A 21,143-nucleotide genomic window follows, 5' to 3' on the forward strand; every position below is an offset into this window, starting at 1 on the left:
GTTACGCTTGTTTGGAAGAAAGCATATATTGTTCAATCTGCCCCACTGTCGGCATGGCGTCCGAACAGCTATGACTGGAAATAACAATGGAAGCTGACGCGCTGCCGAATGTCATACTGCGGCTGACATCCCATCCCTGCATAAGTCCATAGATAAATCCTGCTGCATACGAGTCGCCGGCTCCGAATGTCTTGATAACCTTAGCCGGGAAAATAGAACCCCGCTGTGAGCTGCCTTTTTTGCCATAAGCAATCGATCCTTCTTTGCCGTGCTTGATGACGACGATCTCGGCGTGGTAACCGAACCATTGCGCCGCAGTTACTTCGTCACTGCGTTCGGTGTTGCCGTCGAACCGCTCCAGCATATCGAATTCCTCGCGCGTCCCAATAATAATATCGCTCTTTTCCGCTGCCAAATGATAATAAATGGCCGTTTCCTCAGGAGATGCCCACGAATATGGCCGATAATCGATATCGAATATCACCTTCGTTCCGTGTTTACGTGCGTAACGAAGTGCAAGAAGCACCGCCTCGCGGGATGGACTCTGTGCCAGCGCCGTACCGGATACGAGAAGTACCTTGCTTCGTTTGATTAACGATTCGTCAACTTCTTCAGGCGCGAGCAACAAATCTGCCACATTGCTGCGGTACATCAGTATGCTGCAATCCTCTGGGCTTTTGATCTCTGTAAAAGCAAGTCCGGTAACCGCTCCAGTTCGATCCGTTGTGACACCTGAAGTGTCTATGCCATTATTACGCAGGTATTGATCAATGAATCGGCCCATCTGATCATCAGCAACCTTGCCGATAAACGCTGTTTTCATGCCTAATCGCGACATACCGATGCAGATGTTGGCCGGTGAACCGCCCACATACTTGGTGAAAGTCATCGTTTCTTCCATAGGACGATTGATTTCATTGGCATTCAAATCAATGCATAGGCGGCCGATTGCTACAAAATCCAAATCCTTATCACCCGCAAAAGTAATCGTATCCATCATATCCCTTCTTCCCAATTAATAAGGGCGCGCCGCACCGATGTTTTGCTGCATCTGCTCATGCGCCTTCCGCACTTTGTCACTCACAGACACCTCAGGTACGCCGACATTCCACCATGAGTCATAACCATCCGTATTCGTTCCCGGAAGCACCTTAATTTCCACCAGCACAGGTCCTTGTTCCGCTTTCGCGTCATGCAGCGCTTGCTCCAGTTCTTTCGCCGAGGTAGCTTTATATGAGGCAGCGCCTAAGCCGCGGGCAAGCAAAGAGAAATCAATCGGCATAAACGGTCCATCTAACCTTCCCGTCTCTTTGGATCGGAAGCGGAATTCATTGCCGAAGCCGTCGCTGCCGTGACCGCGCTGCAAGTTATGAATGCATTGAAACCCGTTGTTATCAAATAGTAAAATGGTCAGCTTCACGCCCTCTTGTATTGCCGTAATCAGCTCAGAGTGCAGCATGAGGTAGCTTCCATCACCAACTAACGCATACACTTCACGATCCGGTTCCGCAAGCGCGACGCCAAAAGCACCGCTTATCTCATACCCCATGCAGGAAAAACCATATTCCAAGTGATAAGTGTTCGGTTCAGTTACACGCCAGACACGGTGCAGATCGCCTGGAAGGCTTCCAGCGGCGCCAACGACAACATCCTTCGATTCAATGAATCCATTAATGATACCGAGAGCTCTAGTCTGGGTTAACCCATTGGCGCTCTCCAAGGCGTAGAGACGATCAACTTCACTGTCCCACTCCGCTTTCAAATCATGGATATAACCGTCAGCATAGCTGGATTTGAATCCGCGATTCGTTAATTCCATCTGCAGTGCGACAATCGCCAACTTTGCGTCTGCTGTGATCGAATCCGCTTCCATCTTAACCGCATCAAATGAACTAACATTCACGTTCAGAAATGCAGCATCGGAATTGCGAAAAGCCGATTTGGATGCCGTCGTGAAATCAGAAAATCGTGTACCGACTCCGATGATCAAGTCTGCTTCGGCAGCTATCCGATTCGCTGCCAGCGTGCCGGTTGTACCAACTCCGCCGAGGCTAAGCGGATGATTCCACGGCACCGCGCTTTTGCCCGACTGCGTCTCAGCTATTGGAATGCCAAATGCTTCTGCAAAAGCAAGAAGCTCTTTCGTCGCATCCGCGTAGTGAACGCCTCCCCCTGCGATGATTAAAGGTTTCTTCTTGCGCATGATCAAATTTGCGGCACGTAAAATGGCATCCTGTTCCGCTGGACGGCGCTGCAGGAAATGGATTCGCTTCTCAAAGAAACGCGCTGGATAATCATAAGCCTCTGTTTGAACGTCCTGCGGCAGCGCTAGCGTAACCGCTCCGGTGTCAACTGGATCAGTCAGCACGCGCATCGCCTGTAGAAGCGACGACATCAGCTGTTCCGGGCGGACGATGCGATCCCAAAACTTGCTGACTGCCTTGAACGGATCGTTTGCCGATATGGAGTAGTCACTCGGAACCTCCAATTGCTGCAGTACGGGGTCAGGCTGGCGGGATGCAAAGTTATCGCCTGGCAGCAGCAGCACAGGTATGCGGTTAACCGTTGCCGTTGCGGCTCCAGTCATCATATTAAGTGCTCCTGGGCCGATTGAAGTCGTGCAGGCAAAAATCTGACGGCGGTTCTTCTGTTTGGCGTAAGCTGTAGCCGCGTGAACCATACCTTGTTCGTTCTTCCCTTGGACAAACAATAACTCTGTAGTTTCTCGCTCAAGAGCTTCTCCGATCCCTGTGACGTTACCATGTCCGAAGATGCCCATAACACCACGAACGAACTTTATCTCTTCTCCGTCTACAGACAAATACTGTTGATCCAGAAATCGCAGCAAAGCCTGCGCCATAGTCAAGCGAATCGTTTTCATCAGCAAAACCTCGATTCATTATAGATTGGATAAGGAAAAGCCCGCTGTTCCGGTTATTCAGATGCGGGCTTCATAGTTAAACGAGCGTTTTTTCCAATTTCAATAAGTATTCCAGGCTAGCAGCCAGACTGTCCAACGGACTTCCTGTGCAATAATCCTGCTCTACCGCAAACCACTCAACACCGCTTCGCAATCCCCATTGCAGGATTGGAGAAAAATCGATAACTCCTGATCCGATCTCAGCAAAAGTCTCTCTGCTGTCAGCAGTCATGTCCTTCAAATGAAGAATCGGCATACGATTCGCGTAGTTCTGGATGAAGGACAGAGGATCTTGGCCAGCTTTGCGAACCCAGTACGTATCAATCTCAGCGTAAATGGCTGGATCATCAAGCAAGTACTCCAGTGCAAATTTACCATCTATGGATGTATGAAATTCAAAATCATGATTATGATAGCCAACGCGATATTTCGTGCCCTTAACTTTAGCAGCCACTTCAAGCAAGTCTTTCTTCACGCTTGCATACCCTTCTGGGTTTTGCAGCCCATCCGGCAGGGAGTGACAGATAAAGTCTTTCGTATCGAATAAGTTAGCCTCTTCCAGCACAGCATCTAAATCAAACTTCATTCGTTCCAGCCCTACATGCATGCCAGCGGTACGTAATCCGAGTTCCTTCATCACCGCAGCGATTTCTCGTGCTTCATATCCGTGCAGCCCGTCAATTTGAACGGCCGCCCATCCCATTTCACTCAATTGCTTCAAAACAGCTGGAAAATCCTTCTTTACTTCGTTTCTTAAAGTGTAGAGCTGAGCCGCCAATTGGTGTTTGATCATTCCGCAATCTCCTCCGTTTTCAAATCCAGCCATTCGACTTCCCCAGCAGTTAATGGTAGATTCATAGCCATAACCGAATCATGAAGCTCATCAAGATTTCGAGGTCCGATGATTGCACATGTTGGGAAAGGTTGATGAAGAACATAAGATAATGAGATTTGAATCGGCGTTACCTGCTTCAGCTCCGCTAGCTTCACCGCTCGTCGGTATCGCTCCCAGTTGTTGTCGTTGTAATACACTCTCACCATTTCCGAATCAGAGAGATTGTCTGGCGTAAAATGGCCTGAGAAAAATCCGCCTGCCTGCGAAGACCATGACAATAGCGGCAGTTTGTTACGCTCATGCCAATTGCAGGTTTCCTCATCAGCAGACACACAGCCCTCCCACCTCGGCTCTTTCGCTTTAGCAAGACTCAGGTTCGTACTGCTAAACGTAAAACCTACTAGCTGATGCGCCGCCGCGTATTCGTTCGCTTCCTGTATGCGCTGATGCGACCAATTCGATGCGCCAATCGCGCGAATCTTCTTCGTTTCAAGCTGCTCATTCAGCACTTCCATGATCGGCCCAACCTCGACGGTCGGATCATCTCTATGAAGCGCGTATAGATCGATATAAGCTGTTCCCAGCCTCTCCAAGCTTTCGTCCAGATCCTTTCGGATGGCTTGCGGGTTCACCCGTGGGCCTGGACTCCCGTCATCGTGGTGAGCGCCTTTGTTCATAATGACTACTTTTTCCCTGATCTTCTTCTCCGCCAGCCATTGTCCCAAAATCTTCTCTTTCCCTCTGTACTGATGGGCAGTATCAAACATATTGCCGCCTGCTTCAATGTAAGCATCAAGCATCAACCGTTTTGCATCGTCCAATACTCTCAGGTCTCCCGTTCCCATAATCAACCGGGACATCGGCTTGTTCACACCTTGCATCTCCATCATTTCCATATGAACACTCCTTTCATGCTGCAGTTATTCTGTTCTTCCTCTTTCAATAATTACATCAATCGAAGTTCGATAATGTCTCCAACAAAACTTCTTTAATAGCTCATCTATTTTGTTCAACAATCTGTATGGTAGCGATACCAGAAATGAGCGAACTGATTTTCTGGAATCGCTACCATACGGCAATTGAAGTCAGTATAATAGATTCTACCCCGTTTTACAATAGCCTCTAAAAATTACTTTTCTCAACTAAACCAAAAATGTTGAAAACCCTTTCATTTAACATTAAGAATCGTGCATATTCAGTCATTGCAAAAAAGGAATAGCCGCCCTGTTGAGCTAGAGCGGCACTCCCCCATTCATTATTTATTGATCATGTTATACAAGATTACAGCTGATTCTGCTCTTGATAGTGGAGCCAGCGGAAGAATGTAATTCCCATTTCCTTTGACAATTCCATTTTCAATCAACGCCGTCAAGCTTTCCATCGCATAGCTCGCAACTTTTGCTTTGTCGTTAAAACGATCCAGCCCAGCTGACGTGCCTTCGTTCAGCTTCATACCGGCAGCCTTCATCGATTTATGGAGTAGAACGAACGCGTCCTGCCTCGTGATCGGTTGAAGCGGATTAAATTTATTGTCTCCGCTGCCGTTAGTGATGCCAAGCTTTTTGGCGATCATCACTTCATTATAATAATAGGAAGAAAAACTGACGTCATCGAAATTCGTATCGATTGGAGCTGTTAATTCAAGCGCCTTAACAAGCAGGACGATAAAGTCCGCCCTTGTTATTGTGGTTGAAGGATTGTATTTTGTTGCAGACGTGCCATTAATAATTCCTTTGGATGCCAGCACTTCGATTTGCCTTTTAGCCCATTTCACGTTCTCGAGATCATCGAATGTTTTATGAACAAACATGATCGCATATTTGCTGAAATGAGTTGTCGTAAAAGCAACCGTTTTTGTAATTGGCTCATATTTGCTGTTCGGTACTATAATCGCTTTGCCAATGTTATTAATGTACCCTGCTACAATATGCTCCGAATCGGCTAACTCGGCATCTGATGGTGTATACGGAACTGAAATTTTCACTCGAGCCTGTGGATTGCTCCAAGCAACCTTAGCTCCATCGATATACACATCAACCTCAATAATTGGCCTATCGCCATCCTGCTCCTGTAAAGCTGGATCAAGCGCTGTTTTATCTACGCTCGCAATAATTAGCGCAACCGACTTCGCTCCGGACAAATCCTGTTCGTTTAGCATATTGGCAGGTACCGTTATTGTTCCAATTGCAGTCGTTATCTCGATCAAATGCGTCGCTAGATCGGAATGAAGTGCTGCTTTCGGAAGTTCAATGACATATGCTTTTGCTTTATCCGCTTTCTGCACCTCGACTTTAACCGTTTTCACGCCATCGTCATCAGCTGAAGATGTGCTAAGCGCTTTGTTCCAGTCTCGCTCTTCAACCACGGCCCTTGCTTCTCCCGTTCTAGCATCAACTTTAGGCACTAAATTAATTGAACCTTTGTCGTTTGTCACGTCGGGAGTGACGACATCAACGGCATCATTTTTTACAAAACGAAATCTGGTGCTGAAATCAAATGGAATGTTGTACATATCTCCGGGACCAATCAGAAATTTCGTGTCCAGATATGAACGCTCCCCTACCGGAATGCTATCAACATATGGCGAGAACGTCTTCACACGAATCTCCTTTGACTTTTCATCAAATTCAAAAAAAGTTGTCCAACCGTTGCCGCCAGCGATATCCGATTGATAATCAGTTAACACCTGCAAGACTTCATTTCCATTAGCCTTCTTCTTCACATTCAGACCAGCACCGCTAATATGTCCGCCTACCATCATGAATACTTGATCATAATTCTCGACAAGGTCTCTCCAGAATAAGCTGCCCTGACCGCCTTCGCTTACTTGGCCGTTGCCATCGATCGTCATAATATTATGCGAGAAGATGACGGTTGGCATTTTCGGGTTCTCATTAAGCACCGTTTTTGCCCAGTCTCTTTCTTTTGTATTACTCGAATTGTTCCCCACTGAGTCTACCGCAAGGAACATATACTTATAGCTGCCGGCTGTAATGATCGAGTAGGTGCTTAATCCCGAGGGGGAAGCACCCTTGAAATGTTCCGTACCAGAAAATCTTTTGGGACCCATCGTATCGATATAACCAGAACCATTCAAATCGTGATTGCCGCGAGTAACAATATAAGGCACATTAGCTTGATCTAAAATCTTATAGGCCTTATCGGCAGAAGCCCATTCCTTGGCTGCACTGCTTTGTGTCGTGTCGCCAACATTTACAGTCATCGCAATATTCTTGCTAACATAATTATCTGCAATAAACTGTAGCTGCTTCTCAAGAATTTCCGGTTTGGATTGCACCACATACTGTGGATCTGGAATGATCGCAAACGTATATGTATCTTGTGCAAACATCGGAAGATCATTATTAGTCCCATAATTTACCTTATAATTAAACTCCGTTTTAATGAATTGGTCCTTCTCCAATGCTTTACTAGAGACCCTGATATGTTTGATTTTCCCTAAAAAGAGACTGCTTGGCGCTCTATCCCACTCATAAGCTCCGACATTCCACCTCATGCCCGCTTCGGCCGCAATCCCATTTATGATTTCGTCCGTTTCAGGATTGCGAATGGATTCTATACCATTTAGGAATAAGCGCGTCTTCGAGCCATCATTCACGATCGCAACATGCGTGTAATCATCTGACTGCGCCCATGCTTTAATAGCCGAAAGTGAGTTCGACCAGTTCGATTGGATCTCGTTCGAGCTCGAGTTCCCATGCGTGCTTGCCCATTGAACTTCGCGAATGCTTGAAATGGAGAGCGTTGATAGCGGCTCCTGTTCCCCTGGATCAAAAGTGTTATTCCCTTGACGGGTCAAAATTCCCATCCAGTTATTAATACTGGAGCCAAGCTTAAATTCTGCTTCAATCGTAAAACCTTTATCGAAGCTTTCCCTATTGATTGGTGCGCCTGCTACTGTCGTCAAATATTGGCCATCTTTTTTTTCATTTGCAAAATCAAGAGCACCGTCTTCAGTAAATGACAGCCTATTGTCTCCCGGAGTTCCAGCAACGGCCATTTTAAGATCATTACCCATGCCGCTCCTATCTTTTATAACCAAATTGCCTGCTTCGATAGATGTTCCGGGCTGCACATTTGCTTCGGAAAATACCCAATCAGCAATTACGGAATTCTCAGGATCAGTGCCAGGTATTTCACCTAAAGTCAGTTCAACAGACTCCATTGCATCCTGCTCATTGTACAGCTCAAACTCGCTGATCGCATATTTATGATCGGTATTTAAATTCGCTGCCCATAGGAGCAAATAAATGCCTTTCAACCCCTTATAACCTTCACCGTAATATTCCTTATAATTGGGAAGATCAATGGTTACACTCTCGTAAATGTCTGGACTGTCTGTCTGCCATGTCGGTTTATAGGCTTTAGCATTAAGCTCCTGCCATGTGGTGCCATTTACAGAAGTTTCAGTATCGATGACGGTTATACCTTGCTGCTGTGCATTATTGACGACAAGAACTAGTTTATTAAAATCTTGAAGATTATCGTCGTCCCATTGCAGCATAATCCGATGCGCAGGATTAAACTCACCTTTTGGGTTCAGGTTTGTAATAGCAGTACTTTGGAAATACGTCTCCTCATCCCCGTCAGCAAACTTGAGCGGCGAATGCTCACTTGAGTTATCGTAATCGTTTCTAATTAAGTTAGCTGGCTCTCCATCTTTATTCAAATATGTCGCACTTACAACCGTAGCTTCAAGCGCTACATTTTTGTTTCGTTTTACCGTTAGCGTATAGGTTTTTGTTGTCATGCCATCCGCTGCTTTGGTAACGAATACGATCTTGCTATTGCCCATCGGCAGCTTCGCTGTAATCTTCTGTCCGCTGACGACAGGAACATCGTTAACTGTCATCGTGCCTTTTTTGTTTTTCAGCCGTGGTTGAATCGTAATGGCATCTACTTTTGTATTAACCCTTGTTGTATATTCGTATATTTCGCTATTAAAGACAATGTTCTCTTTTCCTCCACTAATCACTAACTCCGACAATGATGCTTCGCTGTTTGCATCCAGCACCGTTATTGTACTTTTAGCGACAAATCGTCCGTCTAATGTTCTGGCCGAAATCTCAGCCGAGCCCGGTAATTTCGCAAATACCTTACCGCTCTGATCCACGGCAGCTACATCAGCGTTGCTGCTGAACCATTCATATGTTTTGTTCGTTGCATTGCTTGGTAAGATCTCAGCAGTCAACTTCATCGTTTCATTCGTATAGAGCGTTCCGGTTGAGGGGGAAACCTTAATGCCAGTTACAAGAACAACGTCACTAGTAACCGTGATGCTAGTGGATGCCTTTTTGTTGCCATCAACACTAATTGCCGTAATAACTGCTTTCCCTCCAGCAATCGCAGTTACTTTTCCATTGCTGTCTACTGTCGCGATCTGCTCATTCGATGTGTACCAATCTACACTCTTCTCGGTCGCTCCTGCTGGTAAAACAACCGCTTCTATTGCCTCCGTTTCTCCTGCATCCATTGTAAGTGTCTCAGGCAGGCTTATAGCATTCGCAGCAATGTAGTCAAGATTTACTTTTGTTTTATCCAATTGGAATAAATCCGCTGCTCCCCCGTTAAGGACGACTTCTAGTTGATAGAGGTTTCCGCCAATTGGCGTCAATTCAACAGGTTCCAGATCTCCTGTAAGTCTACTTACTCTCTTAATCGCATCCTTATTGTATTTTGCTAGATTTAATTGCACCGTTATCGTCTGTTCCGTCTCTGCACCCTCTCCGTGCTGCTCCACCGTTTTACCGTTACCTGAGGTCAGTCCATTCATGACCATAAAATATTCCATGTCTGTGGAGTTGAAAAACGACTCTGTATCTGGCAGAGGTTCAAAAAAACCAAGCATTACATCGCCATTAAGTCCACCTTGAACGCTGGAGTTTTTCGAAACAACGCTCCTTAAATAAGGATGCTTTAGCTGAGTATTCTTATCGAATATTGGTGTTTCTCTAGGCGTTAGGTTTTTAACGATTCTTCCGTTTGAATCCTTATGTTGCCCCGGCAAAATAGAGACATCTGTGCTATTGAGCCGTACGAGATGCGGTCCAAGGTTGTTTATTTGCCTTGCCATTTCGGCATATTGCTCATATTGCTTTGTAGGTTTACCGTCCTTGTCAAAAAACAAGAAAGCGTTGCTGTCATACTCCCAGCGGAACATGCTGAGCCATTTGCCGCCCATCGTCAATGTGGCGAACGGAACGCCGTATATTTGAGATTCAGTTATAATATATGGACCTACATCTGCAGGAATCTCACCTGTCTTGAAGCCAAGCAAATATTGCCCGAAAGCGATCGGACTTTGCCCGGTTCCGTCATAGCCCTTAAGTGCAATCGTTCTTTGGTCATTAATGTTATTGACGATTGTTGTAAATAGATTGTTGTCCGAGCCTCTCGTTGAGAATAAATAATCGTCGAAAGTGAGCAGGTCAGGTTCGGCCGTACGAATGTACGTTTCATAATCGTCCCTTTGCCATTGACGCGATTGTTGGTTGCTGTGAGCGAGGACATCCGGATAAAGTCTGTGGCTTAGCTTGAACCAATCCGTAAAGGTTTTTAAGATCTCTTTGTTGTAGTTTTCTTCATCTCCAAATGATATCGTAATCAGCTTATCTACATTAGCTTTTTGCGCATCACTCAGAAATCCCGTCATATCTTTTTCTTTCGGACCGCCTCCCAAGCCATCTCCGAATGCCCCTTTTACAAACGACCATTGTGCTTCTGGCACCTGGTTATGGAACGTTTGGTTATAGCCCGGATATTCGTAATAGGTAGCCGTAGTAAAATGACTGTTTTTCCATTCCTCTGCACTAGCGTATTTCCGACCTGATTGATCCGTTGTCATCCACGTCTGCATTTGCAGCCCTTTATCAATCAAAACTCTGCTAGCGCGAGATAACGTTTTTGGTGGAATAACAGTTACAGTCCTCACTTTGGTAACCGAATCTCCTGCTTGGTTAGATACCGTATAGTTCACTTTGTAGATGCCGCCTTTACTCGTATCGACAAGACCAGTCGTTTGAATATCGGCCGTAATATCTCCGTCCATTAAATCGGATGCTTGTGCTCCGCTCTCCACATAGGTATCGTTCAAAGATAAACTCAATTCCGAATGACCGTTTAACGAAATAATAGGCCAATTAAAACCCGGAACCTGTTTCATTTCCTCATCTGTCAGAGCCTTGTCATAAATTTTGAATTCGTCGATGAGCCCCGGCCACGCATTTGTCACTTCCGGCTCTCGGTCAGCTCCAATCCGAAAATCACCATAATTCGATACTAATAACGTATCGTCCGAAGCTGTTTCGAACGCACCGTTGACATATAGCTTAACCCGGTCACCCTCTCTGCTAAGGGCAACATGGTACCACTTTTTAGACTCAATTACGGTTTCTCCGATCGTCGTTTTTCCGCCTAGAGAGGATTGTAATCTACCATCTGCTCTGCGTGATAACAGCGTTTCTCCGCCCTCACCTTGCTGCTGAACAATGACAACGTCTCTGTTTGTATAGTTTGAATTGAAATGGACAAGCAGGCTCATGGAGAAATCGCTGCCTGTATTTATCAAATTCTGATTCGGTATAGTGGCGTAACTAAGATAACCATTTAACAATAAGGCTTTTCCTACCTTGCCGCTTCCTATTGCAGCATCGGTAAGGATAGCATTATTCCGCTTCAACGTGTCCGGAGATATGCCATCCTTTGACACTTCATCAAATTTCCATTCACCAATTAAACCGGAAATCGTCGTAGGTTGACTGCTATCATCAGCATAAGCAATAGCATGAGGAAAACTGATACTGATACAGCTGATCCACAAACTCATAACCAAAATCATGCTAACCAATCTTTTATTTCTCATAAGCAACATAAATAACCTCCTACATTCATTTGATAGAATAATAAATTCAACGCTCACCCACCTGTTGTTTAATGTTATATATGTATTTGTTTGCGTTTACAAAATATAAATAAAGAGGAGGAATACCCTCCTTTTTATCTCGACATCACAAACGAAGCCAACATTCTCGCGCCGAAACCGGTCGCACCAATAGCCTGCTGGCCACTCGCGGAGGATGAATCTTTTGGACCATTCATGTCGATATGTGCCCATTTCAATGAAGGATGGACAAACTTGCGTAAGAACAGTGCCGCTGAAATCGCTCCTCCGCCATCACCGCTGCTAATGTTGCAGACATCTGCATATGTGCTATCCAAATACGATTCGTATTCATCTACTAATGGCAGCTGCCATACTTTCTCGCCAAACGGCTCACCTGCATGTTTACACAACCCCACCAACTCATCGTCGCCGAGTATACCTGCAATCTTCGTTCCAAGTGCGCCGACGACAGCGTAAGTTAACGTCGCCATATCGATCGCTTCCACTGCCCCTATTCGATGAGCATGGATCAACGCATCAGCGAGTATGAGTCGGCCTTCCGAATCGGTATTGCCTACTTGAACGGTTAGGCCATTCGCATATCGGATTACATCACTCGGTAGTAAGCTGTTCCCTGATATAACATTCTCTGCAGTCGGCACCAACACCGCTATGTTGGCGGACGCACCGCTCTTAACGACGATATCCAGCGCTCCAAGCACACCTGCCGCACCGGCCATATCCATCCTCATACTACTAATATCGTAATCTTTTTTAAGGCTGATTCCCCCGGTGTCGAACGTAATTCCTTTGCCAATTAGAGCTGTAAGCGGCTTTGATTCATCCGTACAATAGCGAAGTTCGATAAATGCAGGCGCATATGCGCTTCCTTTACCAACCGCTATTACGCCGGCAAAACCTTGCCCCTCGAGCTCCTCGCCAGTGTAGACATTAATCTCCACACCCGTTCCGGCAAAACGCTCCATCACTTTGTCCGTTAGTACTAACGGACGCAAATAGTTGGCTGGTTCATTCGCAAGATCGCGCGCCCAGATCGTACCTTCAGCATGAATTTCCCCTTGGCGAATAGCCTCTTGGATCTGCATATCGGGCTGTCCATCGAAAGAAAGGATCGGGGTTTCCTGCTTATCTGACTTCGTCTTATATTTATCGAAGGAATACGTACCCAGTTTCCAACCTTCCACCCATGCCGTGACAGCTTCTGCTTCTTGACCCAATGCTGTATTGGCATCCCACAGCGCTTGAAAAGAAACATGCACACGACCACATTTCTCATTGGCTGCTGCTCTTCCCGTGTTGCCGGCTGCTTCCCTAATCCGAACAGGGTGAATTAGCGTGGCATCACCCATACCTACGATAACAACATCCGGTTGTCCTAGACGACCATAGAACCACGTTATTGCATCTTTGGCGCCCATATGTGGTCTCAATACAGACACATCGAACAAATGCCGGACTCGAGGCAGATCCAAAATCCGTTCTACATTTTGTTCATAAACCGGATAAATTAAGGTTTGTGTAGTCTTTTCTGCTTGCTGATCGATACTCACCGGACAACCCTCCTATTGTTCAAATTCAATACATAGGCTCGCGACGCCAAAAGCCATAACCTCAAAGCCTATTTGTGATTCATTCATGAATACTTCCCCCTCAACTAGAGGACATTCTAACGTATCGACAAAATAAGCTTTGCTCACTTTCCGGCATAACTCCAGCTTTACCGAGGATGTGTTTCCTTCGGTTTCATACACGCGAATAATCCATCGATTAACAGCTTGATTGTCCTCAGGCATCTTGATCGCAGAGATTGCAATCGTTCCTTCAATTAATTGCAAGAAGCTTTGTGTTGTCGGCCAATCTCCATTACTCGCAGCCGCTGAGATGTATTGGAGTGGAAGATGATAATGGGAGGATTGTTCAATCAATTGCTGGTTTTTAGAAGCATCAACTACAAAAATACTTAAACGAATGCGATGAACCCCTGTATTCGGATAAGCATCCGGACCATAAGAGCCCCGCAGCAGTGTGACGGAAAGTGCTCTATCCGTACCTCGGAATCCATATTTACAATCCGATAGAAGCATAATTGCTCTACCCTTCTCATGGTTCGAAGGAACACCAAGTGCCCAACTGTTCGCAGGTACGTCTAAGTCGAGGGAAGGACGTTCAATCGTACCGAAAGCCATATTGTATCGATAGGAATCGCTTTCATAACCAAAAGGCGCATAAAACTGTAACTGCGGTGTAAATTCCTTTTCATTGCCGTACTCATGCCAATCACATTCCACATTGTAATCAAGCCTGCTGCTGCCCTGGTCCAGAGATACCGTAACTTGCAATTTCGATCTTCGAAACGGAACGCTGAACGTAATGGATTGCCTCAGCAGCTTGCTGCCTAATTCACTGCTTTCGATTTTGATGCCTTCAGTGAGCTCTTCAATTTTGCGGTATCGGCCTACCAGCCATGCATTGCCACCTCCTTGAAAAGTATCCTCCTCGATGAATCGGAATACGCCTGCGGGTCGGCTGCTATCGATGAGCTGCTGTCCATTCTCTTTATTGATTAATGAAATAATCGTAAGCTTTCGCACATCTAGGACTGCCTTTAACAGCTCGTTCTCGAGCACAAACGTATACAGTTCCACAGGCGGAAGGTTTTGACCCGTAAGATAGAAATCATTTGCCGTTAGGGCTGCCATATCCCCCGCTTTTTCCGTCATGATATAGGTGCTGTATCCTAATGCTGGGACATTTACGGGCAGTAATATACACAAGAAAAAGTGCCCCCAATGCTCGGCAAATCCACGATCCACAAATTGAAAATCAAGTTGATTTCCCTCGTCGTCTTCGAAACCGATGCTTTGGATATTTCCATCCCAATCCCAAATCGTAATCTCGGCTAATTCTTTACGTGCGGTAGTAGCACTGTTGAACACATTAAATATCCGTGTTTTCCCGCGTCCGCGGTCACTTTCGCCCGTTCGAAATTGATGCTTTATGCTGACACCAACTCCAGCGCCTGCTCCTTCGGAAAAGCTTTCTTTCAGGTCTTCGCCCTCAACAAGAAAACGTGAGGTATCGATGCGAGCTGCAAGACTACGCATAGCAGCGCTTCGTTTGCTATTAGCCATGGCGGATATTTCTTGGAACGCTCCAAGTGCATGATCACGCGTTTCTGGAATGCCTGTACCCGGCAAAATATCATGAAATTGATTAAATAAAGTTTTTCTCCAAGCTTCTTTTAATTGCTTGCCATAATACTTGGACGAAGTCCATAACGCGGACACACTAGACAATGCTTCCGCTTCATACAACAGGTTTTCCGAAACTCGGTTCGCTTGTTTCAAACGTGCTTCCGAGCTGTAACACCCTGTAAAAATAAAGTTCAGCTCGTTTTGGACAATCGGAAGTTTATCGGCTATTTGCTCTGTTAACGCGAAGTATTCTGCATACTTTCCGAAGCGAATGGTTGGAAAAATCGGCCATTCCTTCATATCAAGTATGCGCTCTATGTCACGCCGCGTCGGACCGCCGCCATGATCACCTACCCCATATACTTTCATCATCGTATTCAAGCCTGTTTTCTGACAAAACTCCGGCACCGTAAGCACCATTTCACCCTCAATGCGGGAATCGTACCAATGCGGCTCTTTATATGCGATTACCGATCTCCCTGAGGGCGCCATCCAGCGATAGAGGTGATGTCCCTCATTGTTATGACCGCGGCAATAGTAATAATATTTGATGCCCGCGTGATGCAATGTTTCCGGCACATTAAGCGCATGACCGAAAGTGTCCGGCTCAAAATCGATTTGCAAATCATCCAATTGCAATCCGAACAACTGTGTAAGATAGTTTTTGGCATATAAGAACTGCCGAGTCATACTTTCACCGTTTGGCATGTTCTTATCCGCTTCAACCCAAGTTGATGCCGTTACTTCCCATCGTCCTTCTTGTACACGAAGTTTGATTTCTTCTAGCATTTCAGGATCATAGGATTCAACAATATGATAGGCAGCTGCTTGAGAATGGGAAAAGCAAAAATCAGGATACTCCTGCAGCAGATCCAGCATAGTCCGGAACGTATTAAGAGTCGCAGATACCGTCTCATCCCAGCCCCAAAGAAAATTCATATCCAAGTGGGCATGAGCAGCACAAATCAAATGGTACGACTTCGCTGCTGCTGCCATTTCAGACAACCGCTGCTCTGCACTGCGAACCGTTTGCTCCCCGATGATGCCTTCTTGATCTAATGTATTCAGCAGATCGATAACAACGGGATCGATCAAATCGTCATACTGACCTCCCATCACCTTTGAAACCCGATTAGCATATTCCAATTCCGCAACGATGCGTTTGCCCCATTGCCCTCCAGGCACACGAGTTTTCAGCTTTACGAGATTTGCGTTCAGATTCTCGACTTGTATGATGTCCACTCTCCTAAAACACGCTTATAGTCTCGTACACTATGAATCATTAGATTCATAGTGTGGTTTCCAGCGTTTCTATTGTTTCTCCAATTCGATCTGCGATAAATTTCTCTAGCAGTTCTATGTTTGTCGTCCCTGTATTTCCACCATATTCACTTACAGACAGTGCGCCGCAAGCATTTCCATATATCAAACATTCCTCTGAATTTTTCCCTGCCAAATATCCATAAATATAACCGGCATTAAAAGAATCACCCGCTCCAGTCGTGTCGACGACTCGGACAGAGAAGCTCGAACGATAGGACTGCTGCCCGCCTACCGATGTCACCGCACCCTTCGAACCCAATTTGAGCACGATATGGCTGCTGTGTTTAGAAAGAACTTCAAGACTTTCTTCTACCGTTGTACAACCGGTATAGTGTATAGCTTCGGTTTCGTTCATGAAGAAAACGTCGATATCCTTCATTAATTCAAAAATGCCAGGATACCATTCCCCAGTGTCATCCCACCCCATATCAATAGAGGTCGTTACGCCTAGTGCTTTAAGTTTTTTTACGGTTTCCAAAAATTCAGCATGATTGCGGCTTCCCTTATAACAAGTCAAATGAACATGGCGTCCTAATAAAACACTATTCATGTCAAGCTGCTGCAAGCTAAGCTCGGCGTTTGACCCTGCAAACGTAATAAAAGAACGATCATTTTCCGGATTAATTGCAATGGAAATGCCTGTATTGCTGCTGCTCTTTTTAATATATCTGGTATCGATTCCATACCGAGAAAATTGATCTTTTATAAGCTGACCAAATCCGTCGTCACCTAGAACCCCGTTAAAGGCAACCTTCAAACCTAGCTTGGCTGTCGCCAAACTAAACAAAGCTGCCCCTCCGCCGACGTGGATGGTCATATTTTGAACAAATACCTCTTGTCCGGGTGCTGGCAGCTCGTTGCAGCCCTCAACAACTAAATCAATATTCGCGTCTCCAATCACGATGACATCGTAATTTTTCAATGGTGCCTCATCTCCATCTATTTCCGATATGCACTGATGTGCTATGCTCTCTAATCCTTATGAATCTCTTCTTATACAGCTTTCACGGACAACTAGTTTATGCTCCAAGATGATATCCTCGGTTGACGTTTCCTTATTCGTAATCTGTTTCAACAGCGCTGCCATCGTCACTTTGCCCATGTCTTGAATAGGCTGCTCCATTGAGGTTAATCTCGGACGGGCAAGCTCGGTCAGTTGACTTCCGTCAAAGCCCATAATGGAAATATCCTCTGGAACTCGAAGGTTATGATCCCAAATGCAGTTCATCGCTCCAACAGCCATATCATCACTTACGGCAAATACAGCCGTAGGCGTTTGTTTATTGCGAAGAATATCCTTCATTTGCTCGTATCCGCTTTTCACTTTATAATCACCGAACCGGATATTTTCATATATGATTTTAATGGAATGATCTGATAATGCATTTCGATATCCGCTATATCGGTTTTGTCCCGATGTAATATCGCGCATGTCCCCGCCGATAAACCCAATTTCCTCATGGCCAAGCTCAATCAAATATTTTGTCGCGTCGTAAGCAGCTTTATAGTCATCAATAATTACAGAAGCAAATTCCTGGTCCATCGGTTTAACGCTTGAAAAAATAACGGGAATGTTCATCTTATGAATCAAAGCACGGATTTCCTCATTAATTTTCTCATGCATAATAATGATGCCTTCTACCCGCATTTCCTGAAACACATTGATATACTTTAATTCTTTATCTATATCCTCGATGATATTGCATACCAAAAGGTTATAATCATTAGTGCTAGCCGCTTCTTCGATGCTGCTTAAAATTGTCGAATAGAAGCTTGAGGTAAGGTCTGGCACGATTACCCCTATGAGATTCGTTTTGTTGCGTACCAAGCTTCGGGCGATATGGCTAGGAGCGTATCCCAATTGATCGATGGCTTGATTCACCTTTTCCTTGAGATCGTCTTTCACATACCTCTCGCCATTTAGCACTCTGGACACAGTCGTAACCGAAACTCCTGCTACCCGGGCCACATCTTTGATTTTTGGTTGCACATTATTCACCCTTCGTGGAAGTATATTTCGTACCTATATTAGAATTATATAAGATATACTTCGACTACGACAAACTTTCTCATCATTTATTCTTTAATATCATTCAGCCGCGAGACTAATCCTCATCAGCTTAGTTCAATTTCGCTATTTCTATCCGTGTATCGAACTCCCGTTTTCCTTCGAATATCGTAATGATTCTTGCTCCACGATCAAGCTCTCCGTATGTGTTGAAGCCCGTGGCACGTCCATAACACAATCGGATGCCATGAAGCTCTCCTACGTAATCATTATCATGATCATGTCCGGCAAAAGTCCCCATGACATCACCCTGCTCCAGCATTGCCGTGAATAAACCGCTGTTCAATTTCGGACAGCAGACCTCCTCGCCTTTATTGCCTATACATTTACCTTCCTGCCAGACTTGCTCATATTCTGGTATTGGAATATGAAAAAAAGCGAGTCCTGGCAATGCGCTGCCATTCTTCTGAGCAAGCTTATTCGATTCGCTGCAGTACCAGTGAACCTGATCTGGATGTATCCATTCATATCCACCAACGGATTCTGGTGCTGAATCTCCGGAATCAAAAAAGTACAGGACAGCCGCATCTTCTTCACTCGCAGAACCCGCAACAGTAAGTGCATAATTCCCAACTCCATGGATGTCCTTAGGACCATCCTCAGATAAGTTATTGCCATATTCCTTTAAAACTTCATTCAATCGTTGACGCGTAATACCTTTCTCTGAGTCGTGATTGCCATAAATGACAGCGAACGGAATGCCAGACTGGACAACATCCGCAATCGCACGGCGAAATGCTGCTTCTTGATCCTCTGTATCATAGCTGGATATAACATCGCCAGTAAGGACGATCAAATCGGGCTTCTGCGACGCAATCAGCTGCTGAATAACAGCTAACGTTTGAACATCCTTTTCAGGTTCAATTCCATTCTTGATATGCATATCGGTAAATTGTATGATCGTAAATGTCCCGTCTGATCGGAATCTTAACTTGTTGTGCTCCACCATAACTCCTCCTCGACCTAAAACCTTCTTAATCTTCAATAAATAATGGCTGAGAAAAAGCGGAATACCCGCCTTCCAAATAAACGGCTATTCGGACGTATTTTTCGTCTCCATTACACTCATATTCAGCTTGCTTGATTCGTCCCGTTGTTTCTTTAAGCACCTGTCCGTCTTTACCGAAAAACGTGACGTATTTGTACATTTTATCAAGTAAATCATTTGAGCGAAGATCAACAACAACCTTGTTGCCTTCTACTCTGATCGCATCAAACCCATACCCCGTTGATACATAAAAGTTGCCTTCTTTGATCGCATCAATGATAGCATCGTTTGTATTTGCCTTAGCTCTGACCATGTTCCAAGCGCGCTTTTCTTGTCCATATACATGCGAATCGTCATTTCCGAAACCCCACACTTTACGACCAGCGGATAGAAGAGCATCCCACTTGTCAAACGCGATATCATACTCTGGATTGCCGTCCCCGTTATAAACTTCAACCCCAAGATAACGTTCCATCTTAAACATATCTTCTAGTTCCCAAAAATTCGAGAAATACCGATTCGGATGCACAAGCACTGCAAATCCATCGTTCGTCGTTGTTAGATCCACAAAGCGTTGATAGTTCTCAATCGTAAATGCATTGCTGTAGTTTTCCATAATCATTTGCGGTGGTTTCACGAGCAGCATATGTGTTTGCCGACTGCTTACTTCTATGGCTTCGAAAACAGTCGGTATCTCTCTTTTGCCTTCGTGCTTCGTAATTTTATCGTGGTCGGAAATACCAAGAAAATCGTATCCACCGTACATTTTGTAAACCGTTTCGAGCGAAAACCAACCATCGCTGTTCGTCGTGTGGTTATGAAAGCTTCCTTTAAACCAAGTTCCCGACTCTACGTATGGATTCACTATTTTCATTTTGTTCCCATCCTCTCCTAGGCTGATTTACTCTTTGATTGATCCGATCATAATGCCCTTGGTAAAATAGCGCTGCACAAATGGATAGATAAGTATAATCGGCGTGACGACGATAATGATCGTTGCCATTTTAAGCGAGTTTCCTGTAACCTGCATTTTTTCGATCAAATCGTATCTAAGTCCGGCAGCCTGATTGAGCGTATCCCGCATCGCTTCCGCACTCATCAACATTTCTTGTAGAAGCGTGGACAGCGGGCGCAAAGACGATTTTCGAATATAGAATGCACCAGTGAACCAATCGTTCCAATGGCCAACGGCGTTAAACAACCCAATAACCGCTATAACCGGCCGACTGAGCGGCATAATGACGCGCAAGAAGATCGAAAAGTCGTTATACCCATCAATTCGCGCCGATTCTTCCAAACTCGGATGAATTTGTTGAAAAAATGTTCGCATAATGATGATGTTCCACACGCTATATAAGCTTGGAATGACGTAAACCCAAATATTATTCGTTAAATGAATAGACTTAAGCAGCATGTAATAGGGAATGATTCCCCCTCCAAACAACATGGTGAAGAAAATGATCATCATGATGTATTTCCCGCCAGGCAACGTTTTGCTCTTTAATGCATAAGCTGCTGCTGCAGTCAGAAAAACACTTGAGATCGTTCCTACGACCGTTCGGAAGACTGAAATCCCAAAAGCAGTTGTAATATTGGACGTTTCAAACGCTTTTTGGAAGTTTTCCAAGGACCAAATCCTCGGCCAGAAGTAAATGCCGCCTCTTTCCGCGTCTTTACCGGGATTAAAAGCAAGTGCAAAAATATTAAAAAAAGGTAGAATGATCGATAAACACAGCGCGATTAGAAGCAAGTAGTTAATGACTCTGAAAATTCTTTCACCCGTGCTGAGCTTATAAAATTCGTTTCCCACTTTCTCCCTCCTCCGTTGAAGGAAAGGCGTTTTTACCCAGCTGCGGATAAAATCGCCTTGCCTCTTCCACTAATTTTCTGC

General features: G+C 45.1%; 12 protein-coding genes. All 12 read right to left on the minus strand.

Annotated features, from left to right (window positions below; genetic code table 11):
• Position 1: 1 nt before the first annotated feature.
• Positions 2–997, minus strand: a complete 996-nt coding sequence (gene iolC / locus AB4Z45_RS25230) for a 5-dehydro-2-deoxygluconokinase (RefSeq protein WP_441912377.1) — start codon at positions 995–997, stop codon at positions 2–4.
• A gap of 18 nt (positions 998–1,015) precedes the next feature.
• A complete protein-coding gene (gene iolD / locus AB4Z45_RS25235) occupies positions 1,016–2,881 on the minus strand; it encodes a 3D-(3,5/4)-trihydroxycyclohexane-1,2-dione acylhydrolase (decyclizing) (RefSeq protein WP_441912358.1) in 1,866 nt (621 codons plus the stop codon).
• 76 nt (positions 2,882–2,957) lie between these two features.
• Positions 2,958–3,713 carry a sugar phosphate isomerase/epimerase family protein gene (locus AB4Z45_RS25240; RefSeq protein WP_441912359.1) on the minus strand — a complete coding sequence of 252 codons (756 nt, stop codon included), beginning with the start codon at positions 3,711–3,713 and terminating at the stop codon, positions 2,958–2,960.
• A complete protein-coding gene (locus AB4Z45_RS25245; protein ID WP_441912360.1) occupies positions 3,710–4,651 on the minus strand; it encodes an aldo/keto reductase in 942 nt (313 codons plus the stop codon). Before AB4Z45_RS25245 ends, AB4Z45_RS25240 begins: the two co-directional genes overlap by 4 nt.
• A gap of 359 nt (positions 4,652–5,010) precedes the next feature.
• Complete coding sequence (locus tag AB4Z45_RS25250; protein ID WP_441912361.1) at positions 5,011–11,646, minus strand: LamG-like jellyroll fold domain-containing protein; 6,636 nt, start codon at positions 11,644–11,646, stop codon at positions 5,011–5,013.
• Positions 11,647–11,771: 125 nt separating this feature from the next.
• Positions 11,772–13,229 (minus strand): leucyl aminopeptidase family protein, encoded by a 1,458-nt coding sequence (locus AB4Z45_RS25255; protein ID WP_441912362.1) that lies wholly within the window; start codon positions 13,227–13,229, stop codon positions 11,772–11,774.
• Between the two features lie 12 nt (positions 13,230–13,241).
• Positions 13,242–16,115 (minus strand): alpha-mannosidase, encoded by a 2,874-nt coding sequence (locus AB4Z45_RS25260; RefSeq protein WP_441912363.1) that lies wholly within the window; start codon positions 16,113–16,115, stop codon positions 13,242–13,244.
• Between the two features lie 46 nt (positions 16,116–16,161).
• Positions 16,162–17,118: a carbohydrate kinase family protein gene (locus tag AB4Z45_RS25265; protein WP_441912364.1), complete on the minus strand. Its 957-nt coding sequence runs from the start codon at positions 17,116–17,118 to the stop codon at positions 16,162–16,164.
• A 57-nt stretch (positions 17,119–17,175) separates the two neighbouring features.
• Positions 17,176–18,186, minus strand: coding sequence for a LacI family DNA-binding transcriptional regulator (locus AB4Z45_RS25270; protein WP_339203046.1), 1,011 nt, complete (start codon positions 18,184–18,186; stop codon positions 17,176–17,178).
• A gap of 130 nt (positions 18,187–18,316) precedes the next feature.
• Positions 18,317–19,213 (minus strand): metallophosphoesterase family protein, encoded by an 897-nt coding sequence (locus tag AB4Z45_RS25275; RefSeq protein ID WP_441912365.1) that lies wholly within the window; start codon positions 19,211–19,213, stop codon positions 18,317–18,319.
• 25 nt (positions 19,214–19,238) lie between these two features.
• Positions 19,239–20,126: a phosphoesterase gene (locus tag AB4Z45_RS25280; protein WP_441912366.1), complete on the minus strand. Its 888-nt coding sequence runs from the start codon at positions 20,124–20,126 to the stop codon at positions 19,239–19,241.
• Positions 20,127–20,153: 27 nt separating this feature from the next.
• Positions 20,154–21,062: a carbohydrate ABC transporter permease gene (locus AB4Z45_RS25285; RefSeq protein WP_076265569.1), complete on the minus strand. Its 909-nt coding sequence runs from the start codon at positions 21,060–21,062 to the stop codon at positions 20,154–20,156.
• Positions 21,063–21,143: the final 81 nt, after the last annotated feature.

The sequence above is a fragment of the Paenibacillus sp. MCAF9 genome, from assembly GCF_052114265.1.
In the GTDB taxonomy this organism is placed as follows: Bacteria; Bacillota; Bacilli; order Paenibacillales; family Paenibacillaceae; genus Pristimantibacillus.

What these genes read in the sequence shown, in the direction of transcription:
- AB4Z45_RS25250 (WP_441912361.1), bottom strand. Translation starts at nt 11,646, where the DNA reads ATGTTGCTTATGAGAAATAAAAGATTGGTTAGCATGATTTTGGTTATG.
- AB4Z45_RS25275 (WP_441912365.1), bottom strand. Translation starts at nt 19,213, where the DNA reads ATGGTGGAGCACAACAAGTTAAGATTCCGATCAGACGGGACATTTACG.
- iolD (WP_441912358.1), bottom strand. Translation starts at nt 2,881, where the DNA reads ATGAAAACGATTCGCTTGACTATGGCGCAGGCTTTGCTGCGATTTCTG.
- iolC (WP_441912377.1), bottom strand. Translation starts at nt 997, where the DNA reads ATGGATACGATTACTTTTGCGGGTGATAAGGATTTGGATTTTGTAGCA.
- AB4Z45_RS25280 (WP_441912366.1), bottom strand. Translation starts at nt 20,126, where the DNA reads ATGAAAATAGTGAATCCATACGTAGAGTCGGGAACTTGGTTTAAAGGA.
- AB4Z45_RS25245 (WP_441912360.1), bottom strand. Translation starts at nt 4,651, where the DNA reads ATGGAAATGATGGAGATGCAAGGTGTGAACAAGCCGATGTCCCGGTTG.
- AB4Z45_RS25240 (WP_441912359.1), bottom strand. Translation starts at nt 3,713, where the DNA reads ATGATCAAACACCAATTGGCGGCTCAGCTCTACACTTTAAGAAACGAA.